We start from the raw sequence: 23,071 nt of genomic DNA on the forward strand, positions 1-23,071 counted from the left end.
ACTGATTCACTGCCATCTAAGTATCTTCTACATATTTCAATTTTTTGTTCTTTTGAAAACTTACTTTTTCTTCCCATAAGAAAACCTCCTCAGCAAACAGTGCTTTTAATTATTTGCACCGTCTACTGGGAGGTCATCATATCAATATATGAGTTACGTCTTTTTGTATTAGTCTAAATCAGCACCGTTAGATTCGCAGACTTTCTTATACCAGTAGAATGAATCTTTCTTGCTTCTAGAGAAGTCCCCAGTTCCATCATCATGTCTATCTACATAGATGAAACCATAACGTTTCGCATACTGTCCAGTACCTGCAGATACTAAGTCGATTGGTCCCCAAGTTGTATAACCGATTAGTGGTACACCATCTTCGATAGCTTCATCCATTGCTTTAATATGATCTCTGAAGTAATCAATTCTATAAGTATCATGTACAGAACCATCTTCTTCTACCTTATCGAATGCTCCAAAACCATTTTCTACAACCATTAATGGTGTATGAGGATAACGGTCATGTAGGATATTTAATGTATATCTTAATCCATCAGGGTCAATCTGCCATCCCCAGTCAGAAGCCTTTAAATAAGGGTTCTTAGCACCTGTTGCAAGGTTACCATTTGTCTTTTCAGCATTTTCATCAACTGTTACACAGTTAGACATATAGTAAGAGAATGTATAGAAGTCAATAACACCTTCTTTAATAATCTTCTTATCTTCTTCAGTAATAAATGAAGTATCAATGCCATGATCCTTGAAATATCTGAACATATATGTTGGATATTCACCACGAACCTGTACATCACCACAGAAGTTATTCTTAAAGTTATCTTCATTAAATGCTGCAAGAATATCTTTTGGATTTGGTGTTAATGGATATAAAGTTGTATGAGCAATCATGTTACCAATCATGAAATCAGGATTGATCTTATGACCTTCTGTTACAACTAATGCACTTGCAACAAACTGATTATGTAATGCTTCAAATGTTTTCTGAGGGTTAGATTTTAATTTGTTTAGTGGAATACGTTCATCAGAGTTTACATCTTCTGGATCCATGATACCTAAACCATAAAGGTCACCTAATCCACCTTCACCCATACATGCGATATTGATTTCGTTGAATGTTAACCAGTATTTAACCTTATCCTTATAACGCTTCATACAAGTAGTTGCATACTTAACAAACATATCAATCACTCTTCTATCAGAGAAACCATTGTATTTAGTTACAATGTTCCAAGGAATTTCATAATGACATAATGTAACTAAAGGTTCAATATTGTGTTTCTTACATTCGTCAAATACCTTGTCATAGAAAGCTAAACCTTCTTCATTAGGTGTTTCATCATCACCATTAGGGAAAATTCTACCCCAGTTGATTGATAATCTGAATACATTCCATCCCATTTCTGCAAATAAAGCAATATCTTCAGCATAATGATGATAGAAATCAATTGCTTCATGGCTTGGATAGAAAGCAGTCTTATCAGTCTTTGGTAAGAATGTTCTTGGAGTATTTACATCTCCACCAAGTAACATATCTGGTACTGATAAACCTTTACCATCTTCTAAATAAGCACCTTCACACTGATTGGCAGCAACTGCGCCACCCCATAAAAATCCTTTTGGAAAACTCATTTCCTTTACCTCCGTTCATCTTTTCTGTATGTATTATATACACAATAAAAATCATTATAATTTATTTTCACCAAATGAAAACGATTTACACCAAATGAAAATTATCAAAAGTTATTATTTAGAATAAATCCCCTCTTTTATGTTCTCCCATATTAGACATAATACACTCTTGATGTTGCTTATGAACTATGTCCCATACATACTCCATACCTGTTGCAAGTGGCTGTTTAAGAAAATCTTCTTCGTCAATCCAATAAACCTCTCCTTCATCACTTGAATGAAGCGTTCCTTCATACTCACTTGCCTTATAGACTAGAATAATATTATGAATAGAATGCTTATACCAATGATATAAACCACATAAATATGGATTTTTAATTGTAAGACCTGTTTCTTCTTTCACTTCTCTAATCATAGCATCTTTGAATATTTCTTCTTTTTCTACATGACCACCAGGGAAAGTAATACCAGTATAAGAATCATTGACTTTATTCTGTATTAAAACATGGCCTTCATGATCTTCAATCATACACATATTCATCAAGCAGACATCTTCCTTACGACGTTTCTTTACACCTTTAAACTCAATTGCCTGTACTGGGCATATCTCTAAACAGGCCCCACAATGAAGACATTGTGAGACATCTATTACTTCATTATGAATACAACGTTGAGGACAAATAGTCTCACATTTGCCACAGTGAATGCATTGATCAGTAATGGTATAATAAGCAGCATGTTCCTTACTATTAATAGTAATAGGTACTCTTTTGATATGTGCTGGGTCACTGATATCAAAATATTCACCAGATGCTTCATATAAACAAAAGACATCCAATGCCTTTCTTGTATCTTCTGGATAGATAGACTGCATATAAGTATTCTTTAAGAAGATCTCATCAAGTTTATGAGACCCAATATTCTTAATCTTACCGCTTAAGCTAAAAGATACTTTTCCTTTGAGTCCTGTTAAGGAAATATACTTCTGGTCCATCAGTTCCTGATAGAAACTCTTTCCTCTTGCAGTCAAGAAATAGATACCTTCTTCATCATACAACATGAGATCTATGATTCTTGTGATTGGTTTTCCTTCATTATTGATAGTTGCCATTGTGACAGAATGAATGTCTTCAACAAGTAATTTAATATAATCCATATAAATACCTCCAATTATTAGTGTATACCACAAATAAAAGAGAGTCCATTATAGACTCTCGACATACTCTTCTAAACATAGATTCTTTTGATGCATCTTTAAGGCAGCTTTCTTACCTACATAACGATAATGCCATGGTTCATGCTTAATATGTGTTATAGAAGTTTTACTCTTAGGATAACGTTTCACAAAACCATATTTGTATGCATTTTTTTCTAACCATCTATAAGCAGACTGATTGGTTGTATAACGGTTATCCCCTACTATATCCACTGCAAGCCCTAATTGATGTTCACTTGTACCTGGGACTGACACATAATTTAATGCATATCTTCTTGCAAGAAGCGTACATAACCCTTTACTCTTGTAATAATTCGTACGATTATCTAAGATTTTCTGTTGCGAATGAGATGATCGATATCCTTCATTCACCTGCATATAAATATCATCTTTTCTTGCAGCTCTAAACATTTGTGATAATTCAGGCGCAATACGTGAATCTACTTCTTTTCCATTATCTAGCTTTGTAAGAATCACCTTATAGTTATCTGGTATTCTATTTGTATGATTCACAAGCATAAGATTCCAGCCATGATTTGTAGAAGCATCATCTATAAAAGTATCTGAACGAAATATAATATATCCTGATAATATGAGTAATAGAATTCCTAGAACTAAAAGACATTTCTTGAATAATCGCATTTCTTTTCACCTCACAATAGTTATATCGTGAAATATTGAAAAGAAACATCTCAAATTCCTTACAAAAATATTAAGATTTACTTACTTGATTATAATTTTTCGTGATAAACAAGATAATAGGACGAAGGAATCCACAAGAGAAAACACTTAATACAATAAGCCATGATGCATATTTACATCTTTTAGATAAGAAGTGATAAGCAATAATATGATCGACAATAAAACCAATAATTAATATTACTAGAAACACAACAAATAAAAGATAGTTTAATTCGTCCATCACAAATAAAACATATCCAATGATTAATACAGGAAATGCACAAATAGAAGATATAATGCCGAGCACATGATCTCCTGTGATATTTCCTAGTAAATATTTATTATAGAAAGGAATCCAGCCACGATAGGTTTTAGTATCTAATAATGAAGAGACAAGGAATCCTTCAAAAAGATAACCTACTACATAAGTACAGAGTATACCTATGAATAGAGATACAAAGATAAGAAATAACGTGGACAATATACCCATTAGAAAAAATACACTTAATGCACCCATAATCATTTACCTCACAATTGAAAAAATAATAATAAATATACTGTAGAGAATAATCACAATACTATGCTTCTTCCTTGCCATGCTTAAGTAGCCCATGAATTCTCTAATCAAAGCATTTAATGTAAAATACCATTTAGTGACTGAACCAAAGCCAATACATCTAATTCCTAAGTCTTTTGCAAGAATCAAGGCTCTGAAAACATGATAGGACGTAGTAACAAGTCCAACTCGTGGAGATTCTTTAGTCATAAGCTTTGATGAGAATAGGAGATTTTCTTTTGTATTCGTAGATTTGTTTTCAATGAGTATCTTACTCTCATCAATCCCTTTATTGATGGCATAACGAGCCATGGCTTCTCCTTCAGGAATATCTTCTCCCTTACCTTGTCCTCCAGACATGATGAGTAAGGCTTTGGGATTCTTTTTTAAGATTTCTATTCCCTTATCAATTCTACTTGCGAGTAATGGAGTCACCTGTTCTCCTTTGATGCCTGCTCCTAATACTATTATATAATCCAGTTTCCTTTTTTTGAATAAGTGGAATGTATTTAGGAAAGCAGAAAGGCAATAGCTAGCAAGAACGGATAAGAAATAGAAAACCGTAAATGATATGATTGCATAGAGAGCTGTCATTATTTTATTAGAAGACTTAAAAAAGATTGGTCCTATAAATAGATAAAGAAATAATCCTATCGCAAATCCTAAAGAAAGAAGATTAGTCAATTTCAATCCTTCATGTTTAATGACTTTAATTCCTTCTACAAAGAACATAATAATAGTTGCAAGTGGAAAAAATAGGATAACCAGTACTGCAGTAGCGGCTAATAGAACCCCTATATCCATAATAAGTGGATAATGAGTTAATGTTTCAGAATAGTAGAACGCATAGAAGAATGCTGTAATAATAGTCATCATGGAAAGTCCAAAGAACCCCACACCGCTCCATAAGGTACGTGATTCATAACGCATCAATAAACAATACATGAAATACAAAATCAATAATATAATGAGTGGAATAATTAACATAAAATCACCTCCTAATGTAAAAAGCCACCTAGAAAGATGGCTTATTTCTTACGTTCATGAAGATCACTTAAATCATATGGTGTTTCCTGGTAAACATAATAGTTCAACCAGTTAGAGAATAAGAGATAGGCATGTGAACGCCATTTTACTTGTATTTCCTGAGATGGATCATCATCAAGATAATAGTTTTTAGGTAGTTCTGCAATAACACCTGGTTTCTCTTTGTCACGCTTATATTCTTTATCTAATGTATCTGGATCATATTCAGGATGTCCTGTCACAAAGAACTGAGAACCATCCTTAGAAGCCACTAAATAGACACCTGCATCATCACTTTCTGCAAGTATATCTAAGTTAGAATTACTTGCAACATCTTCCTTTAAAACAGTTGTATAACGTGAATGTGGTGCATAGAACTGATAATCAAAACCTCTTAAAATCTTTCTTCTCATCTTTCTTTGATTAGTATGATGACGATATACACCAGTTAATTTATGCTTCAATAAGTACTTATCAATACCATAATAATAATGTAAAGCAGCCTGTGAAGCCCAGCAGATAAAGAAAGAACTAAAGACATGTGTCTTGGCCCATTCAAGGATTTCACATAGTTCATTCCAATAGTCTACTTCTTCAAAAGGCATCTGTTCTACAGGAGCACCTGTAATAATCATACCATCATAAGAATTCTCTTTAATATCTTTAAATGTCTTATAGAAAGTAAGTAAATGTTCCTTAGGAACATTCTTAGAATCATGTGTAGACATATGAATAAGTTCTACTTCAAGCTGTAATGGTGTATTAGATAATAATCTTAATAATTGCGTTTCTGTTGTAATCTTTAAAGGCATGATATTCACAATTAAAATTTTTAAAGGTCTAATACGCTGTGTAGTCGCACGTGTCTGGTTCATAACAAAGATGTTTTCATCAGTTAAGACCTTATATGCTGGTAAATCATCTGGAATATTAATTGGCATAAAAACTTCCCCCTATCTATATGCAAGTAATTCATCAAATGCATCAATAATAAAATGATCTGTCATCCCTGATAAATAATCAATAATACTCTTTTCTAAAGCAAGTGAATCATTCTCAAAGTCATAGACTATATGATTTTGATAACGTTCATCATGGAGTAGAGTACTATAGCGTGTTAACCATTTAAGATAATGATTAATAATGAGTGGATAACGTTCTGCATCTTTTTTTAAGTCTAAAACAAAATTGTCATGATGTCCATACTCATATAAGAAAGAAAAGAGACTCTCTAGAATCAATTGCACATATTGTGTATGAATCTTAACCTTCTTTATTTCATAGATCTTTTGATAATTAAACTTCATAAATATCTTCATAATTTCAAAAGCTTCATTAGACAATCCAATATAGTCTTTTGTACTATTATGAATCACATCTTGAATAAAGTAATTGACCACTGTTCCATTATTAATTGCTTTAAATAAACCTGGAACAACTGTATTAATTTCTTCTATTAAGCTTTTCATATCTTCTTCATTAAGTATATGTAAGTTCCATGCATCCTCTATATCTCTTGCAAGATAAGCTATCTTATCACTGATTTTTACGACACATCCTTCTAGAGTATAAGGCTGATAAAGTCCTGGTGATTTAAAGGCTTTTAAATCGATTTTTTCATCTCTAGGTTTAATTCTTCTTTGATTCACTTCACCACAATGAGCAATAATGCCATCTCTTACTGCATAGGTCAGATCAAGATTATGTTCAATATGTTGATCATCCTCTAATAAACATAAATCATCTATTAAGTGAAGGCTATTCTTTTCATGCCAGAAAGGTTCTAATCCATGTTTTATAGACAAAGAAGAAAGAATCTTTTCTCCACCATGACCAAAAGGGGCATGTCCTAAATCATGTCCTGCACTAATAGCACGTGTAAGTTCAGTATTCAGTCCTAGTTGATAAGCAATTGTATAACTGATAGATTCTACGAGGTTCACATGCTCAGCACGTGTACATATATGATCATTATCAGGTGCAAAAAAGACCTGTGTCTTATGTTTTAAACGTCTATAGGCTGTAGTAAATATAATACGATTATAATCTCTCATAAAAGGTGTTCTAAAATCACCTTTTCTTTCATATAACTGTGATGCTCTTTCTATGCAGTCATTGTATTTAGGATTGTCTTTATTCATTGCCTTCATGAAATCACCTCGAAAAAATTATAGCACAAAAAAAGCGCCTAAGCGCCTTAAGAGTTTATTTAGATAATAATGATGCAGCTGCTTCATCAACAATAATAATAGCATCTTCATGTTTCTGAAGAATAGAAGCTGGTAGATCTTCTGTTACTGGTCCTTCAACTAAGCCTTTAACTGCTTTAGCTTTTCTTTCACCAGTTGCAATTAATAATACCTTCTTAGCTTCCATGATATTAGAAATACCCATAGTGATTGCATGAGTAGGAACAGCGCTTAAATCACCATTGAAGAATAATTTAGCGTTGTCTTCGATTGTGCTCTGCTTTAATGCAATGTAGTGAGTCACTGAATCAAATGATGTACCTGGTTCATTGAAACCAACATGTCCATTAGAACCTATCCCTAATAACTGAATATCTCTTGGATTTTTAGCTAATAATGCATTGTATTCATCACATACTTCTTCGATAGATCCCTTACCTTTAGGAACATTGATATTATTCTTATCGATATCTAATTCATTGAATAACTGGTGGCACATGAAATAGTAATAGCTCTGTGGATGATCCTGTGCTAAACCATAATATTCATCAAGGTTGAATGATTTGATATCTTTGTAGCTTGTTCCGTTAGCTTTATGATCTTCTCTCATTAATTCATAAAGACGGATTGGTGTAGAACCAGTAGCTAGGCCAAGGTTTGCGTTTGGTTTATTTTTAATAACGTCAAGCATGATTTCTGCTGCTTTCTGACTTGCTTCTTCATAATCTTTAGTAACAATAACTTTCATATTATTATCCTCCTGTTTACACTTCTATATTATACTTGTTATTCCTATTTGTAAAGCAATATTTTCATAATATGAAATTTTCTTTGCTTATTTAAAAATATATTGGTATAAATTATCTGATGACGAAACAGTAGTCAAAGAGTGATCTGGCAACTAGAATACATCTATTTTTCTCTATTGAAAAAGTGAAAAAATGAACCTAATTGGCTTCTTTCAACATTTGTAGGTATATATAGAAAGATTTAAGTTAATTTGTACCCTCAAAATTGTGTAAATTTGTCAAAAAAATATATATGAAAGAGCTTCTTTCCTTTATTTTGTACCCCTTTTATTGTAAAATATGGAGTATATGGAGGTAGGTCAAAAATGACAAATGTAAAAGGTATTGCGGCATCTAGTGGTTATGCCATTGCTAAAGCATATAAATTAGATATGCCAGATTTAACTGTAACACGTACTACAGTTGAAGACACTGAAGCTGAAATTGCTTTATATAACAAGAGCGTTGCAGCCGTTAAACTTGAAATCGCTGCAATTAAGGAAGCAGCTACTAAAAACTTATCTGAAGAAGAAGCAGCAGTATTTGATGCTCATGCTCAGATTCTTGAAGATCCAGAACTTCAGTCACAGGTTGAAGCTAAGATCAATGATGAAAAGTTATGTGCTCCAGCAGCATTAGAAGATGTAGCTAATTTATTCATTACTATGTTCTCATCTATGGATGATGCATATTTCAAAGAAAGAGCAGCTGACGTTAGAGATGTAACTACTCGTTTAAAAGCTAACTTATTAGGTAAGTCTTTACCTAACCCTGCTTTAATTGATGAAGAAGTTGTAATCATCGCTCATGATTTAACTCCTTCTGATACAGCTCAGTTAAATAAGAACTTAGTTCGTGGTTTCATCACTGATATCGGTGGTAGAACTTCTCACTCTGCTATCCTAGCTAGATCTATGGAAATCCCAGCAGTTGTAGCAACTAACGTTATTACTGAAACTGTCAATGATGGTGACATGGTTGTTCTTGATGGTTTAACAGGTGATGTATTTGTTAACCCTGATGAAGAAACAGTTTCAACTTATGAAGCTAAAAGAAAAGAATTCGAAGACTACAAAGCAGAACTTAAGACATTAAAGACTGCTGAATCAGTATCTACTGATGGTCATAAGGTATTATTAGTAGCTAACATCGGTTCTCCAAATGATATCGAAGCTATTAAGCAGAATGGTGCTGAAGGTGTTGGTTTATTCAGAACTGAATTCTTATATATGGAATCAGATGAACTTCCAACAGAAGATTCACAGTATGAAGCTTATAAGACAGTACTTGAAAATGTAAATGGTCCAGTTGTTGTTAGAACAATGGATATCGGTGGAGATAAGAAGTTAAAGGCTCTTCCAGTTCCTGAAGAAATGAACCCATTCTTAGGTGTTCGTGCTATTCGTCTTTGCTTCCAGAGAGAAGAAGTATTCAGAACTCAGTTAAGAGCATTACTTCGTGCTTCAGTTTATGGTGATCTTAAGATCATGTTCCCTATGATTGCAACTGTTGAAGAATTCAAGAAGGCTAAGGGAATCTTATTAGATGAAAAAGCTAAGTTAGTTGCTGAAGGTGTTAAAGTTTCTGATTCAATCGAAGTTGGTATCATGATTGAAATCCCAGCTGCTGCTGTTCTTGCTGATCAGTTCGCTAAGGTTGTAGATTTCTTCTCAATCGGTACAAACGACTTAATCCAGTACACTTTCGCTGCTGACCGTATGTCATCTACAATCAACTACTTATATCAGCCATTCAACCCATCAATCTTAAGATTAGTTAAGAACACAATTGATGCTTCTCATAGAGAAGGTAAATGGACTGGTATGTGTGGTGAAATGGCAGGCGAAGCTCTTGCTGCACCATTACTACTTGGTTTAGGACTTGACGAATTCTCAATGTCTGCAACTTCAATTCTTGCTCAGAGAAAACGTATCAGAGAATTATCTTATGAAGAATCTAAGAAGGTAGCTGAAAAGGCAACTACTGAACTTTCTACAATGGAAGAAGTTGTTGAATTAGTTAAAGCTGAAACTGGTATTGAAGGATAAAAAACACAATACTTGAGAGATGAACATTTGTTCATCTCTTTTTTTTGTGCATACAAAAAACCACCTCTTTATAGAGGTGGCAAGTATTGTGATATTAGTTAAATATTTTAATTTTCCTATACCATATAAAAACTAATATAAGCTGTTTTTGTTCTGATATATACCAATCAATGCATCTACTTGAAGCATTTTTAATATACGAATCATATCCCCTTGAGAGACACTGATAAAGCAATTTGTTGCCCTGCCAGTAGAACAATGTAAGAAAATACCACTACCAGCTCCCGGAGTACAAGATGTATTATAGTTAATCGCAATAGCATATCTATAAGCTTCTTGATAATCTACTAAGTGTTCAGCACTGCTCCATTGGATACCTGTCTGGCTAGCATCAACTAATTTATTGTAGTAAGAGCTATTGCTGTCATCCACCCAATAGTGGTTGTTGTTGACTTGAAGATAACTTCTAGAAATACCGGGATTACCTGCTATACCAAAGGCATGTCCAAAGCTATAAACACCTCCTGGTGTCTTTTTATCGCCTTCACGTTTACTTCCTGTAATTCCTCTGCTACCTACTCTCGCACTGCAGCTAAGTGTTTCTGTCCAAACACCATTGTGTTTCGTATGTACTGTCAAAGTTGCAGAACTGCCACCATTTCCCACTACTGTAATAGCTTGAGTTGTATGTTTTGATATAGATATATTAGCGACAAAACTTTGACTTACAGATGGTGATTGAGATGATACAGAATGGTTATTTGAATAAGAAACCTGTTTTTTAGCTTGAGACGCATTATTAGAATGTGTTTCAGTTTTTGTCTCTGCTTTTGCCTTCTCTTGAGGCACTTCTTTGTCTTTTAAGGTATTACGAATGATCTTTTTACCTTCTTCATTAGTGATTGTCTCAGTCACAAGTTCTTGATTTGAATTAGCTACAGGAGTGATATTTACCGGTAATTCTTTTGTAGTTGTATTACCTGAACTATCCTTCACATTCACCTTTAATGTATAAGTCCCCTTTTTATTTGCATCAATAGCACTAAAATCATAACTTAGTTCTACAGGTGATAAATCTGAAGAATTGAATAAACCAAGCGCATTAAAATCAAATTTACTTAAATCTGTTCCTTTCACAATATCAATACTTGCATAATCAGTATTGACTTCTGGTGCAGTCGTATCAACAACCTTTACCTTTTTAATAAGTTTTTTCTTATTAAAGGTCATTGTAATCTTATAATCACCAATCGCAAAATAATTCTTGCCTTCTTCATATTTAAAATTAGATTTAACCTTTAATCCCTTTACTAATTTCTTTTGATCTTTCACATCCATGTCTTTAGTATCTAATAATTCCATTGCATCATAAGGAAACTTCTTACCATATTCTAATTTAAGCGTTTTATTATCCTTTAAGACAAACTTAGGAACTCTTGTAAGAGTATGGATACCTATACCACCTAAAAGAACCACTACAATGATATACATAATAGCTATAATACTTTTCTTTTTTAACTTAATCATTAAATAAGCACCCCTTAAACCTCAATTAACCTATTAATTTTTAGTTAATATTTTAAAAATTATTTATATTATAATATATATATCAATGAGGTTAGGATATGTTTATTACTTTATTGTTGCATATCAAAGATAAGCAAGCGCAAAAAAACTGACCTTTTATGGTCAGTTTAGTCTCTTTTTCTACAAATAATATGGATTGGAGTTCCTTCAAATCCAAAACGATCTCTTAAGCAGTTTTCTAGATAACGCTTATATGAGAAATGCATGAACTTAGGATCATTTACAAATAATACAAATGTTGGTGGCTGTACTGCAACCTGGTTGGCATAGTAAATCTTAAGTCTTCCACCTTCAAATGTAGTTGTAGGGTTCATTGCCTGAGCATCTACAATAACATCATTCAATACACTTGTAGTCACACGTTTATGAGCATTCATATAAGCTTCTACAATTAAATCAAATAATGTATTAATACGCTGTTTCTTTAAAGCACTAACAAAGGCAATACGTGCATAGTCAAGATACTTGAACTGTTCTCTTAAAGTCTTTTCCATCTTAGCCATTGTCTTTTCATCTTTAGTAACAGCATCCCATTTATTAACAACTAAAACAACAGATTTACCTAATTCATGTGCATAACCTGCTACATGCTTATCCTGTTCAATAATACCTCTTTCACCATCGACAACACAAAGAATGACATCACTCTGTTCTACAGCCTTTAAAGCACGTAGTACTGAATATTTTTCAATATTCTCATAAACTTTACCTTTTTTACGCATGCCTGCTGTATCGATGATTCTATATTTGTAACCATCTTTTTCAAATGCTGTATCAATGGCATCTCTTGTTGTTCCTTCAATATTAGAAACAATAACACGGTCTTCACCTAGGATTGCATTAGTCAAAGAAGATTTACCTACATTTGGTCTACCAATAATAGACACCTTGATTTCATCTTCTTCAAATTCATCTTCTTCATCTGGAAGTACTCTAATGACTTCATCAAGAAGATCCCCTACACCAATACCATGAGCACTAGATACAGGAATTGGTTCACCAATACCTAAGCTATAGAAATCATAAATATTGTCTCTAAACGCGACATCATCAATCTTATTCACAGCTAAAAGTACAGGTTTACCCGACTTCTGAAGCATTCTTGCAACAAAGTTATCTTCACTTGTTAAACCTTCACGTCCATTAACTACAAAGATAATAACATCAGCTTCTTCAATCGCAATCTCAGCCTGAGTCTTGATCTGTTCTCTAAAATCAGCATTCTTTAATTCAATACCACCGGTATCAATAATTCTAAATTCTTTTGTAAGCCAGCTTGCTTTCGCATAAATACGGTCTCTTGTAACACCTGGTACGTCTTCTACAATAGAAACACGTTCACCAATAATACGGTTAAATAATGTAGACTTCCCTACATTTGCACGACCTACAATCGCAACAATACCTTTTTTCATATTTCGCCTCCTTATTGAGTCTTTTCTTCAACTAAATTCATAATATGAGCAACAACTTCGTCAATAGTCATATCTGAAGTATCAATTTCAATCGCATCATCTGCTTTCTTCAATGGAGAAATCTCACGTGTCATATCTGCTTCATCACGCGCAGCCACTTCCTTCTTGATTTCATCAAGATCAGAATTCAATCCACGACTTAAGTTTTCATTATGACGACGTAAAGCACGACATTCAATAGATGCTACCTGGTAAATTTTTAATTCTGCATTTGGTAATACGACAGTTCCAATATCTCTACCATCAAGAATAACGCCACCTTCTTTGGCCATTTCTCTTTGTTGTGCTACTAAATATGTTCTTACCTTAGAATAAGCAGAAACAATAGATGCACCTGCACTAATTTCATTGACACGAATATCTGCAGTTACATCACGATCATTTAAATAGACAGTGTTATCAGGCATCAATTTAATCTTGATTTCTGGCAATAAACGACAGACAGCATTTTCATCATGAAAATCAACGCCTTTAACAAGTGCATAATATGCCACACAACGATACATTGCGCCTGTATCAATATAAGTATAACCTAGATTATTTGCAACTCTTTTAGCAATCGTAGACTTACCTGCAGCTGCAGGTCCATCAATCGCAATAGCAATTTTCTTCATTCTAAAATCCCCCTAAATATTCAGAAAAGTCATAATAATAAATACAATCACCGCAACAACAAGTAATCCTACAACACCATTTAAGATCTTTGTAAGTTTAGAATCTTCTTGTTTTTCTGGTAATGGTGCTCTTTTTTGTGCATGTCTTCTCTCATGCTCAGCGTGCGTTGTAGTTCTTACTACTGGTTCAGTTTTTACTGGTTCACGGTGTGGTATTTCTTCACTATACTTTCTAAAAGCTTCAACATCTTCTTCAGGTGACATTGCAGCAAGCTTATCCATCAAACTACCGCCCTTTACTGCATGTCCTCTTCTTAACTCAGACGTATGATAATCACAGATAGTATCCTGTGAAGAAGCATCCTCTTTCATTGCATTCAAAATATCAAGACGTGTATCAGTACGTGTTCTAGCCACACTATCACATTCTTCATGTAATGATTCAAATGGATTGCTTTCATATTTGAGTGTCTCGTATGTCTTTGGTTCTAGACTTTCATGATGATTTGATTTTGGAATAAATGATAAGAAATCATCATCACTATCATCCTCTTCGCGAGGTACATAACTCGTATCATCAATATTGTTACGTAAATCTTTATACTTAGACATTCTTGTCTGTTCTGACATATAATTTCACCACCTGATCGTATCTATTATAGCATACCTATAAAATTAAGAAAATAACTTTCAAAAAACCTCACAATCCGTTATAATAGATGTATATGAAATAAGGAGGATATGTAAATGAAAGTTAAAGTTAATGAAGGCTGCTTAGGTTGCGGTGCTTGCACAGGAATCTGTCCAGACGTTTTCGAATTAGATGACGAAGGATTAGCAAAAGTAATCGTTGAAGAAACTGAAGATCCAGCTGTTCAGGATGCTATCGATGGCTGCCCAGTTGGCGTAATTGAAGCTGAATAATAAAGCAAGAGGATGCGATGCATCCTCTTTTATTTTTTGTTTGCGTTCTTCTTTTTTAAAGCCATAGTACGTAGTACATTGACTTCTTTAGGCTTTAAACGACGATAAGTACCAGGAGTTAATCCCTTTAAGTCGATTGGACCAATCATAATTCTTCTTAAACGCTTAACAGGATGTCCTACTTCTTCAAACATCTTCTTGATCTGTCTGTTCTTACCTTCTACCAAACGGATCATCAACATAGTTGTACCATGTTCTTCATCATTTCCAGTAATCGCAATTTCACAAGGTAATGTTTTAACACCTTCTAGATAGATTCCTCTTTCTAGCTGGTTCTTTTCAGCCTTAGTAAGTAATCCCTTAACAGATACTTCATACACCTTTTCTAAATGGCTAGATGGATGCATAATAAGGTTCGCAAATTCACCATCATTTGTCATAAATAAAGCACCTGTTGTATCATAGTCAAGTCTTCCTACTGGATAAACTCTTTCATTACTATCACTAAAATAATCTGCTACACATGTACGATCATGTTCATCACTCATAGTACATACGCATTTTTCTGGTTTATAGAATAAATAATAAACTTTATCTTCTTTATTAATAATTTTTCCATTGACACAGATTGTATCTTTCTTAGTGACCTTAGTACCAAGCACTGTTACCACTTCACCATTCACAGTGACTTTACCCTGCTGAATGAGTTCTTCTGCTTTACGACGTGAAGTATAACCACTCTGTGCAATGACTTTTTGTAATCTTTCTTCCATTGCTTTCACCCTTTCTTTTTCATTAACTAATCTACATGAAATCGTCCTTAAATTCAACAAAATATTCATCATAATCATGATGTCTATTAATCATCTTGATTGTATCATCAAGTCCATGATCTTTTAAATAGACAAGCATGAAACGAAGTAAGGCACGTGTTTCAGGATGTAATATATATGAATATTGTCCTGATTCATAGTATTGTAGAGGAAAGGCATCTGTATAATTCTTTCCTTCATATATCTTACTTGCTGCAACTCTATCACAGAACATCTCTAGTACATAATTATAAGGCATTTTAGCAGGTACCTGCCCTTTTCTAGTAAAATCCACCCAATATTCCCAATGATGTTTATTACGGCCTTTATGATGAAGCCAGGCTGTTGAGTAGCCTTTCTCATTTCTTTCAGCACTATTAGGAGAATAAGTACCCTTATAATACTTGATTCCTGTAATAAATTCAGTAGGAGTATATTTAGATAAGTCATGTAATAAGCCCTGCTTATATAAATGTACTTTAAAGCATAGCTTTCCTACTAATATCTTATGTTTTGTGATTGTTTTAAAATGTCCCCATATATGCACTGTATTTTCCTCATTTCTGTGTGTCTACCACTATAACACAAAATCATTCTTAAGTATATGTCTTTTCTTTTTATAATTCAATGTTATAATGGTAGAGAATTGGAGGTAGAACTATGGCATTTCACATTGAAATAGAAACAAATATTGATGATGCTTCACTTGATGTAGAAAGCTGTGAGGAGGTCATTACTTTCTTAGAGAATTCCTACAATAATGTGAGAGCAGAAATATATAGCTATTGCTTAGGTATGCGTACATTAAGATATGCATTAATAAGTATTGTCGTATTAGGTATCCTTTTCTTTATTAGTCATTCTAAGTTATTCTTATTTGGAATGCCAATCGTGACACTCTTGATCATGCTTGGTACCATTTCTCTTGCAGAATCAACTTCTGTAGCTGTAAAGAAACAGGTTAAAGAAAAGATTGAATATTATAAACGTCGTTTAAAACTATTAAAAGAATGTAAATCATAAAAAAAGTCAGAAACTAATTCGTTTCTGGCTTTTCTTCTACCTTTTCCTGATATTTTGTATTGAAGATATCTTCTTCATCAAATTCAGATTCAATTTCTTTAAGTTCTGGTAATTCATCTAAGCTCTTTAAATTAAAAGCATCCATGAATTCATCAGTAACACCATATAAGACTGGTTTACCTGGTGAATCATCACGTCCTACTTCTTTAATAAGGGCTTGTGCTAAAAGCTTACGAATCATTGATTCACAGCCTACACCACGTATTTCTTCAATACGAATTCTAGTAACAGGCTGATAATAAGCCACAATAGCTAATGTTTCTAAAGCTGATTTAGATAGTTTTCTACCACTTGTAGTCATCATCTTTTTATAATAGACATCATGCTGAGGCAATGTGACCATCTTATAAGTACCACCAAAATCACATATATCTACACCCTTAACTGTTTTAGAAGCATAGAGAGAGAGTAATTCATCCATCAATTCATATGCTTCTTTCTTAGTGATTTCTAATGCTTCCGCAACATCTTTAATTGTAACACCTTCATCACCATAGATATAAAGCATACCTTCTATGACTGATAAATACTCATTCTTGTCCATAGCTTGTTCCTTTCAAATAAATCTTTTCAAAATTACCACTCTGAGTAATCAATAATTCACTGTTTTTTACTAAGACAAGAATAGAAAGGAATGTTACTATCGCAAAATAGCGATCTCCTTCATCAAACAAGTCTTCAAAATCAACAGTTTTATCTTTATGACGTAAGAAATAGCTTCTGATCTGTTCAGTTCTTTCATCAATAGATATTTCTACACGTGCAATCTTTGATTCAAGGGGCTGGAGTAATGCACGTCTTTGCATCACTCTCTGCATTGCCTTGATGAGATCATATACTTCCATTCCCTCAGGAATAGTTTCCTCACCACTAGGAAGATATTCTTCAAGTGCTGAAGGTATTTTAGAATGCATTGTCTGACGTTTGTCATAAGAAGCTTCAAATGCTTCTAAGATACCGTTAATACGGTTCTTTTCAATCAGTCTTTCAATCATTCTTTTTCTTTCTGCTTCGTAATCATCTTCTTCATCTATTTCTGGCTTAGGAAGTAATAGTTTACTTTTCATTTCAATAAGCCAGGCTGCCATAACTAAATATTCAGAGACAGCTTCTAAGAGTGAAGGATCCATTGTTTGAATATAAGCGAGATACTGGTCACATACAGCCGCTACATCAAGATCAAGAAGATCCATGTCATGTTCTTTTATTAGATGAAGCAAAAGATCAAGCGGCCCAGTAAACTGGTCTACAGTGACCTGGTATTCCATATCTTTACTCCTATTTATATAATTTATCCATCTGTTTCAATAATGGGAATCCAATAATGATTTCTAATGGAATAATAAAGCATGCCTTAATCACACGAATACTTACAGATACCACAAATGGAATGCCATACATAATCTGTAGCCAGAAAGGTGTTAAACAGAATGTAATTGCTAGTTCTACTAGAATAACACTTAATAGCCAAGTACCAAATAATGACACATCATTGTCTTTCATATTCTTTGTGCGTTTCAACATGAACAAGATAAAACCTATAGAGGCAATAAGGCAGAGCCCAATCATAACACCTTTTTGTAAAAATGTTAATGTATAAATGACTTTACCGATAGAGATTGTTTTTTGTAAAGCAACAAAAAGCGATCCTGCTCCACCAAATAATGCAATCATGAGACATACAATCTTACTGAATCGTTTTCCATCTACATTCTTTACTTTTACAGCAATCAATGATGGGATTAAACCAATCAGTACCTGATTGAGTGTAAATCCAAAGAATGGGAATCCTGTTGGGGATATCACTAAACCAAGTAAATCAGTAATTAAACCAATGAGATAAGCATAACTAGGTGAAAGAATAACACCTGCTAACATAACAGGAATATATTCAAAACCAATCTTTAAGCTTTCAGCACCAAATAACGGTACCATAATAGTAAGTCTCTTCAAAATCAATGTGATGATAATAATTAAAGCACTAAATGCGAGCTTTTTGGTATTTCTTCTTTCTAATGGGTAAAATTTAAAACAGTAAATACCAAGTAATACTAAAATACATACAATAATAATTTGAATCATTTTTTAAATGCTACAATAAACAAATGTTTCTGTTTCAACCTATCGCTAGTCCACAGACGTTAATTCCGATCATCTCTGACCGTACACTTGCCTTCTTATAGGCTCCTCCTTTTCTTTTTTAACAGTTATTACGGTCCTCGCCTTTAATAAAAGCGATAATGTTTTCACGTACTTCAAGAATCAAACGATGTCTTGCTTCTACTGAACCCCATGCAACATGTGGTGTGAAAACGACCTTTTGAGGATCAACACTATATAAAGGGCTTGTTGAAGGAAGTGGTTCTTTTTCAAATACATCTAAACCTGCTCCAGCAATAAGGTTATTATTTAATGCATCACTTAATGCTTCTTCATCGATAATAGGACCACGTCCTACATTAATGAGATAAGCTGTATCTTTCATCTTCTTGAAAGCTTCTGCATCAAATAAATGTTCTGTCTCTTTTGTAAGAGGTGAATGAATAGAAATAATGTCACTTGTTTTAAGTAATGTATCAAAATCCACCTGCTTGAAGTGTTCATCCTGATGATGTCCAGTTGTAGAATAATACTGCACCTGACATCCTAATGCTTCCGCAATACGTGCAACGCGCTGACCGATTGCGCCTAGACCAACAATTCCCCAAGTCATAGTAGATAATTCATGAAACGAGTAACCAAAGAATGAGAAGACCTTATCTTTTTCATATTGCTGTGATTTTACATAACTATCATAGCGTGATGTATGTTCAATAAGTTCTAGACATAATGCAAGAGTAAGCTGGGCAACAGCTTCAGTAGAATATCCTTTTACGTTAGCTACTCGGATTCCTTTTTCTTTTGCATAATCTAAATCTATGTTGTTTGTACCAGTGGCTGTAACAGCAATCATCTTAAGATATGGACAGCGGTCAATTTCTACTTTTCTAAACAGATTCTTATTTGTAATAACAATATCTGCATCCTTACAAAGAGAAATGACATCTAACTGGTCTACATTTTCATGATAAGTCACTCTTCCAAGATCATCAAAGATATGTGTATCCACATCTTTTCCAAGTGTTTCTACCTGCAAGAAGACAATACGAAGTTCCTGATGTAATAAATCAAGAATTTCTTCTTTTGTATGGTCCTGCATCATCTTACCAAAAATAATACATTCATTAAAGTCTAAAACTTCAGCTTCATGTAATTTCCCACAAACTTTTCCATCAATCATCTCATATGTGAGCATTCCACCCATCATAGCCATACCTAATGCTTTAGAAGTAATGCCTTCATCATCATTAACGGCTTCTAATATCACTTCTTTAAAATGTGGATCTGCTTCAATTGATGCTTCAATAACATCTTTTAATGTCTCATGCTTTAAAATTTCTTTTCTAAATGCATCATGATAGATAAAAGGTAACACAATATCATAAAGTTCCATAGGAACAGATTTTTCATATCCCTTAGAGAAATTATATAAAATCGCAATCCCTAAGCGTTCATCTTTCATTTTATCAACTAATTTCATTCATCTTCCTCCATTAAATATACTTCAACACGTTGCCTTTCTGATTTCTTTTTATCATCATAGAAGATCAGACATGTTTTCATCTTCTTATCCATATAATCATAACGCAATACATTATAAGAATAGTAATGACTTTCACTTTCTTTTAAACCGCCTGTTGCACTTCCTGCTGAGATATAGTATGTACCTTTTTTATTCATGAAATAAGGCACATGCTTATGACCATGAAGCACATATTTGATATGACGCTGTTGAAGCCATGTGGCAAACATATTAGCATCTACAAGTGCTTTAGATTTATCCAATATAGTTCCAAATATAGATTTTTCACGCCATTGTATTTTTAAGAAGTCTGACTTAGAGACTTTAAATACATGATGGTGTAGTAAGACCACAATCGTATAATCTTCTAGATTTTCTATACCTGCAAGTTCTGAGTCTATTTGGTCTAATTGTCTTCTTGTGATCATTCCTCTAGCTAAGTTACCACCAGCATTAGAATCTATCTTTACAAGTACAATCTTATCTTTTTCTATAACCTTGATCTTTTCACCTAGTAAATAGGCTATGACTTTTGTACGTTGTCTTCCACCAATACTCAGGCCTTTTACTATCATATCATGGTTACCTAACACAAAGCTGATATCTGCCTTATATCTCTTCCTAATCATTGTCATAAAGCTATTGGCCTGATACATATTCTTTGTATTAGGAGAGTTCATAAGATCTCCTGTAATAAAGACCTGCTTTTGATGAGAACTCTGTGCATATTGATCACATTCATCTAATGAATCTAGTAAATTAGAGACTGCTTTCAGCTTCTTTTTAGGGCCTAGATGTAAATCAGATAACTGATAAATAAATGAAGAATGACCTTCTTTATTAAACATTGTCTTCTCATCGATTCTCTTTTGTAATGCCTTTGCCTGGGAAATACTATGTAATGGGTAAAAGGCTGCATGTTTAGAATTAAATATGAGTCCTCCAGGCCATTCATCTGCATAAAATAAAGCTTCGAGTAGTCCAGGAAATGGATCTAAGAAAGACAAATCTTCCTGCTTAAAAGGTTTGCTTATTGTAAAGATATAGTCCACTCCTGTAAAAGTATAGTCTTTAATTTCTTTATTAATACCAGGAATAAGAAATAAGAAAATCTTGTCTTTAAGGAAAGAACGGATACGTTGTAAGCCTTCTTGTAAATTAGTATGTGTCAGCATGGATACGTCCTTGATTGTCATACCAGGACGAATCATACTGAATGAATACTCATCAATCATATCAAGTTCTTTAAATTCTATGTGATGATTTCTTAACCACTGTCGATAATCATTAAAAGATTGGTAATCCAATAAAGCACGAGAAAAAGCACGGTCATGATGATAAATCATATTAAAAAAAGCATTAATGCCACTAAATTCATCCATAATAGTACTTCCTTTAAGAAAAAAGACCACGTATGTGGTCTTTTAGAATTTTAAGTTACGTGGTGTACGTGGGAATGGTTCTACATCTCTGATGTTAGCCATACCAGTTAAATACATTAAGAAACGGTCAAAACCTAAACCGAATCCAGCATGCTTACATCCACCAAAGCGGCGTAAATCCATATACCACTGTAGTGTTTCTTTGTTCATGCCCTTTTCATCCATAAGCTTTTCAAGAACATCATAACGTTCTTCTCTCTGTGAACCACCAACTAATTCACCGATGCCTGGTACTAATAAGTCACATGCTGCAACTGTCTTGTTGTCATCATTTAAACGCATATAGAACGCTTTGATTTCTTTTGGATAATCTGTTAAGAATACAGGACCACCTACAACTTCTTCACAGATATAACGTTCATGTTCAGCATTTAAATCAATACCCCATTCAACCTTGTTGTCAAACTTCACATCAGCTTTTAATAGATGATCAATAGCTTCTGTATAAGTCATACGTGCAAAGTGAGAATCTCTAACCTTTGTGATACGGTTGATACAATCATGGTCAACCATCTGTTCAAAGAATTTCATTTCTTCTGGAGCATTATCTAAGCAGTACTGAATACAATATTTAACCATTTCTTCAATTAAACACATATCATCTTCAAGATCCGCAAATGCGATTTCTGGTTCTACCATCCAGAATTCACTGGCGTGTCTTGATGTATTTGAGTTTTCAGCTCTGAATGCAGGACCAAAAGTATATACATCTCTAAATGCCATAGCGAATGCTTCTACATGTAACTGTCCTGTTACTGTTAAGTATGCTTCTTTTTCAAAGAAATCCTTAGAGAAATCAGTATCATCAATAGTTGTGACTCTAAACATTTCTCCAGCACCTTCACCATCATTAGATGTAATGATTGGTGTATGTACATATACGAATCCCTGATCCTGGAAGAACTCATGAATAGCCATAGATAATACAGATCTTAATCTGAAGATAGCATAGAATGAGTTTGCTCTTGGTCTTAAATGAGGGATTTCTCTCATAAATTCAAAAGAATGTCTCTTCTTCTGTAATGGATAATCACTATCACAGTCACCTTCAAGAATAATTTCAGTGGCTTCTACTTCAAATGGCTGTTTTGCATCAGGTGTTAATTTTAATTTACCTAATACATGAATAGCTGAACCAGTTGAGATATGTGAAACTTCATCAAAGTTCTTTAATTTTTCTTTTAAGTAAACAACCTGGCAGTTTCTAAAATAAGAACCATCATTTAATGCGATGAATCCTAGTTTACCACTATCTCTATTTGTTCTTACCCATCCTTCTAATTCTACATACTCTACGTTATCTGTTTCTACAGCGTTATCTGCACGACAGATTTCATAAAGTTCTCTTACTGTCATAAATTCAAACATCC

23 protein-coding genes are annotated in these 23,071 nt (G+C 33.6%); 3 read left to right on the forward strand and 20 right to left on the reverse strand.

The window, feature by feature from the left end:
• Positions 1-168: 168 nt before the first annotated feature.
• The 8 genes from H8909_RS07890 to nagB form a co-directional block, all read right to left on the reverse strand.
• Positions 169-1,638: a glycoside hydrolase family 1 protein gene (locus H8909_RS07890; protein ID WP_187012444.1), complete on the reverse strand. Its 1,470-nt coding sequence runs from the start codon at positions 1,636-1,638 to the stop codon at positions 169-171.
• A gap of 118 nt (positions 1,639-1,756) precedes the next feature.
• Complete coding sequence (locus tag H8909_RS13310) at positions 1,757-2,794, reverse strand: NUDIX domain-containing protein (protein ID WP_202985928.1); 1,038 nt, start codon at positions 2,792-2,794, stop codon at positions 1,757-1,759.
• A 48-nt stretch (positions 2,795-2,842) separates the two neighbouring features.
• Positions 2,843-3,496, reverse strand: a complete 654-nt coding sequence (locus H8909_RS07905) for a M15 family metallopeptidase (protein WP_187012445.1) — start codon at positions 3,494-3,496, stop codon at positions 2,843-2,845.
• 70 nt (positions 3,497-3,566) lie between these two features.
• The gene (locus tag H8909_RS07910; RefSeq protein WP_187012446.1) at positions 3,567-4,052 is read right to left on the reverse strand and encodes a hypothetical protein; all 486 of its coding nucleotides are present in this window, start codon (positions 4,050-4,052) and stop codon (positions 3,567-3,569) included.
• A gap of 6 nt (positions 4,053-4,058) precedes the next feature.
• Complete coding sequence (locus H8909_RS07915; RefSeq protein WP_187012447.1) at positions 4,059-5,078, reverse strand: YdcF family protein; 1,020 nt, start codon at positions 5,076-5,078, stop codon at positions 4,059-4,061.
• A 41-nt stretch (positions 5,079-5,119) separates the two neighbouring features.
• A complete protein-coding gene (gene metA, locus H8909_RS07920) occupies positions 5,120-6,058 on the reverse strand; it encodes a homoserine O-acetyltransferase MetA (protein ID WP_187012448.1) in 939 nt (312 codons plus the stop codon).
• A 12-nt stretch (positions 6,059-6,070) separates the two neighbouring features.
• Positions 6,071-7,267: a deoxyguanosinetriphosphate triphosphohydrolase family protein gene (locus H8909_RS07925; protein WP_187012449.1), complete on the reverse strand. Its 1,197-nt coding sequence runs from the start codon at positions 7,265-7,267 to the stop codon at positions 6,071-6,073.
• A 55-nt stretch (positions 7,268-7,322) separates the two neighbouring features.
• Complete coding sequence (nagB, locus tag H8909_RS07930; protein WP_022424885.1) at positions 7,323-8,054, reverse strand: glucosamine-6-phosphate deaminase; 732 nt, start codon at positions 8,052-8,054, stop codon at positions 7,323-7,325.
• A gap of 366 nt (positions 8,055-8,420) precedes the next feature.
• Between nagB and ptsP the strand changes: the two genes are divergently transcribed.
• Positions 8,421-10,142: a phosphoenolpyruvate--protein phosphotransferase gene (gene ptsP, locus H8909_RS07935; protein WP_187012450.1), complete on the forward strand. Its 1,722-nt coding sequence runs from the start codon at positions 8,421-8,423 to the stop codon at positions 10,140-10,142.
• A gap of 132 nt (positions 10,143-10,274) precedes the next feature.
• On the opposite strand, the gene H8909_RS07940 is transcribed toward ptsP, so the two are convergent.
• The 4 genes from H8909_RS07940 to H8909_RS07955 all read right to left on the reverse strand — a co-directional run bounded on the left by H8909_RS07940 (position 10,275) and on the right by H8909_RS07955 (position 14,448).
• Positions 10,275-11,669, reverse strand: a complete 1,395-nt coding sequence (locus H8909_RS07940) for a L,D-transpeptidase family protein (protein ID WP_187012451.1) — start codon at positions 11,667-11,669, stop codon at positions 10,275-10,277.
• Positions 11,670-11,836: 167 nt separating this feature from the next.
• Positions 11,837-13,144 carry a ribosome biogenesis GTPase Der gene (der, locus tag H8909_RS07945; protein ID WP_117459621.1) on the reverse strand — a complete coding sequence of 436 codons (1,308 nt, stop codon included), beginning with the start codon at positions 13,142-13,144 and terminating at the stop codon, positions 11,837-11,839.
• 11 nt (positions 13,145-13,155) lie between these two features.
• Positions 13,156-13,818, reverse strand: a complete 663-nt coding sequence (gene cmk / locus H8909_RS07950) for a (d)CMP kinase (protein ID WP_022424257.1) — start codon at positions 13,816-13,818, stop codon at positions 13,156-13,158.
• 12 nt (positions 13,819-13,830) lie between these two features.
• The gene (locus H8909_RS07955; protein ID WP_117460263.1) at positions 13,831-14,448 is read right to left on the reverse strand and encodes a hypothetical protein; all 618 of its coding nucleotides are present in this window, start codon (positions 14,446-14,448) and stop codon (positions 13,831-13,833) included.
• A gap of 117 nt (positions 14,449-14,565) precedes the next feature.
• Between H8909_RS07955 and H8909_RS07960 the strand changes: the two genes are divergently transcribed.
• Entirely contained in the window at positions 14,566-14,742 is a 177-nt protein-coding gene (locus tag H8909_RS07960; RefSeq protein WP_022424255.1) for a ferredoxin, read from the forward strand.
• A 29-nt stretch (positions 14,743-14,771) separates the two neighbouring features.
• Here H8909_RS07960 and H8909_RS07965 read toward each other — a convergent pair whose 3' ends face one another.
• Positions 14,772-15,515 (reverse strand): pseudouridine synthase, encoded by a 744-nt coding sequence (locus H8909_RS07965; RefSeq protein ID WP_202985929.1) that lies wholly within the window; start codon positions 15,513-15,515, stop codon positions 14,772-14,774.
• 31 nt (positions 15,516-15,546) lie between these two features.
• Positions 15,547-16,101 carry a DUF5662 family protein gene (locus H8909_RS07970; protein ID WP_022424253.1) on the reverse strand — a complete coding sequence of 185 codons (555 nt, stop codon included), beginning with the start codon at positions 16,099-16,101 and terminating at the stop codon, positions 15,547-15,549.
• Positions 16,102-16,214: 113 nt separating this feature from the next.
• Between H8909_RS07970 and H8909_RS07975 the strand changes: the two genes are divergently transcribed.
• Positions 16,215-16,577 carry a hypothetical protein gene (locus H8909_RS07975; RefSeq protein WP_117460269.1) on the forward strand — a complete coding sequence of 121 codons (363 nt, stop codon included), beginning with the start codon at positions 16,215-16,217 and terminating at the stop codon, positions 16,575-16,577.
• Between the two features lie 13 nt (positions 16,578-16,590).
• Here the strand turns inward: H8909_RS07975 and scpB are convergent, their stop codons facing one another.
• The 6 genes from scpB to asnS all read right to left on the reverse strand — a co-directional run bounded on the left by scpB (position 16,591) and on the right by asnS (position 23,069).
• Positions 16,591-17,181: an SMC-Scp complex subunit ScpB gene (gene scpB / locus H8909_RS07980; protein ID WP_006506915.1), complete on the reverse strand. Its 591-nt coding sequence runs from the start codon at positions 17,179-17,181 to the stop codon at positions 16,591-16,593.
• Positions 17,168-17,905, reverse strand: coding sequence for a segregation and condensation protein A (locus H8909_RS07985; protein WP_022424251.1), 738 nt, complete (start codon positions 17,903-17,905; stop codon positions 17,168-17,170). Before H8909_RS07985 ends, scpB begins: the two co-directional genes overlap by 14 nt.
• A gap of 10 nt (positions 17,906-17,915) precedes the next feature.
• Positions 17,916-18,719 (reverse strand): folate family ECF transporter S component, encoded by an 804-nt coding sequence (locus H8909_RS07990; protein WP_117459225.1) that lies wholly within the window; start codon positions 18,717-18,719, stop codon positions 17,916-17,918.
• Between the two features lie 118 nt (positions 18,720-18,837).
• The gene (locus H8909_RS07995; protein WP_187012452.1) at positions 18,838-20,217 is read right to left on the reverse strand and encodes an NAD(P)-dependent oxidoreductase; all 1,380 of its coding nucleotides are present in this window, start codon (positions 20,215-20,217) and stop codon (positions 18,838-18,840) included.
• A complete protein-coding gene (locus tag H8909_RS08000; RefSeq protein WP_202985930.1) occupies positions 20,214-21,641 on the reverse strand; it encodes a metallophosphoesterase family protein in 1,428 nt (475 codons plus the stop codon). The genes H8909_RS07995 and H8909_RS08000 overlap by 4 nt, the downstream gene beginning before the upstream one ends.
• A gap of 42 nt (positions 21,642-21,683) precedes the next feature.
• Entirely contained in the window at positions 21,684-23,069 is a 1,386-nt protein-coding gene (gene asnS / locus H8909_RS08005) for an asparagine--tRNA ligase (RefSeq protein WP_129980849.1), read from the reverse strand.
• Between the last annotated feature and the right edge of the window lie 2 nt (positions 23,070-23,071).

Source organism: Catenibacterium faecis (genome assembly GCF_014306455.1).
GTDB lineage: Bacteria > Bacillota_I > Bacilli_A > Erysipelotrichales > Coprobacillaceae > Catenibacterium > Catenibacterium mitsuoka_A.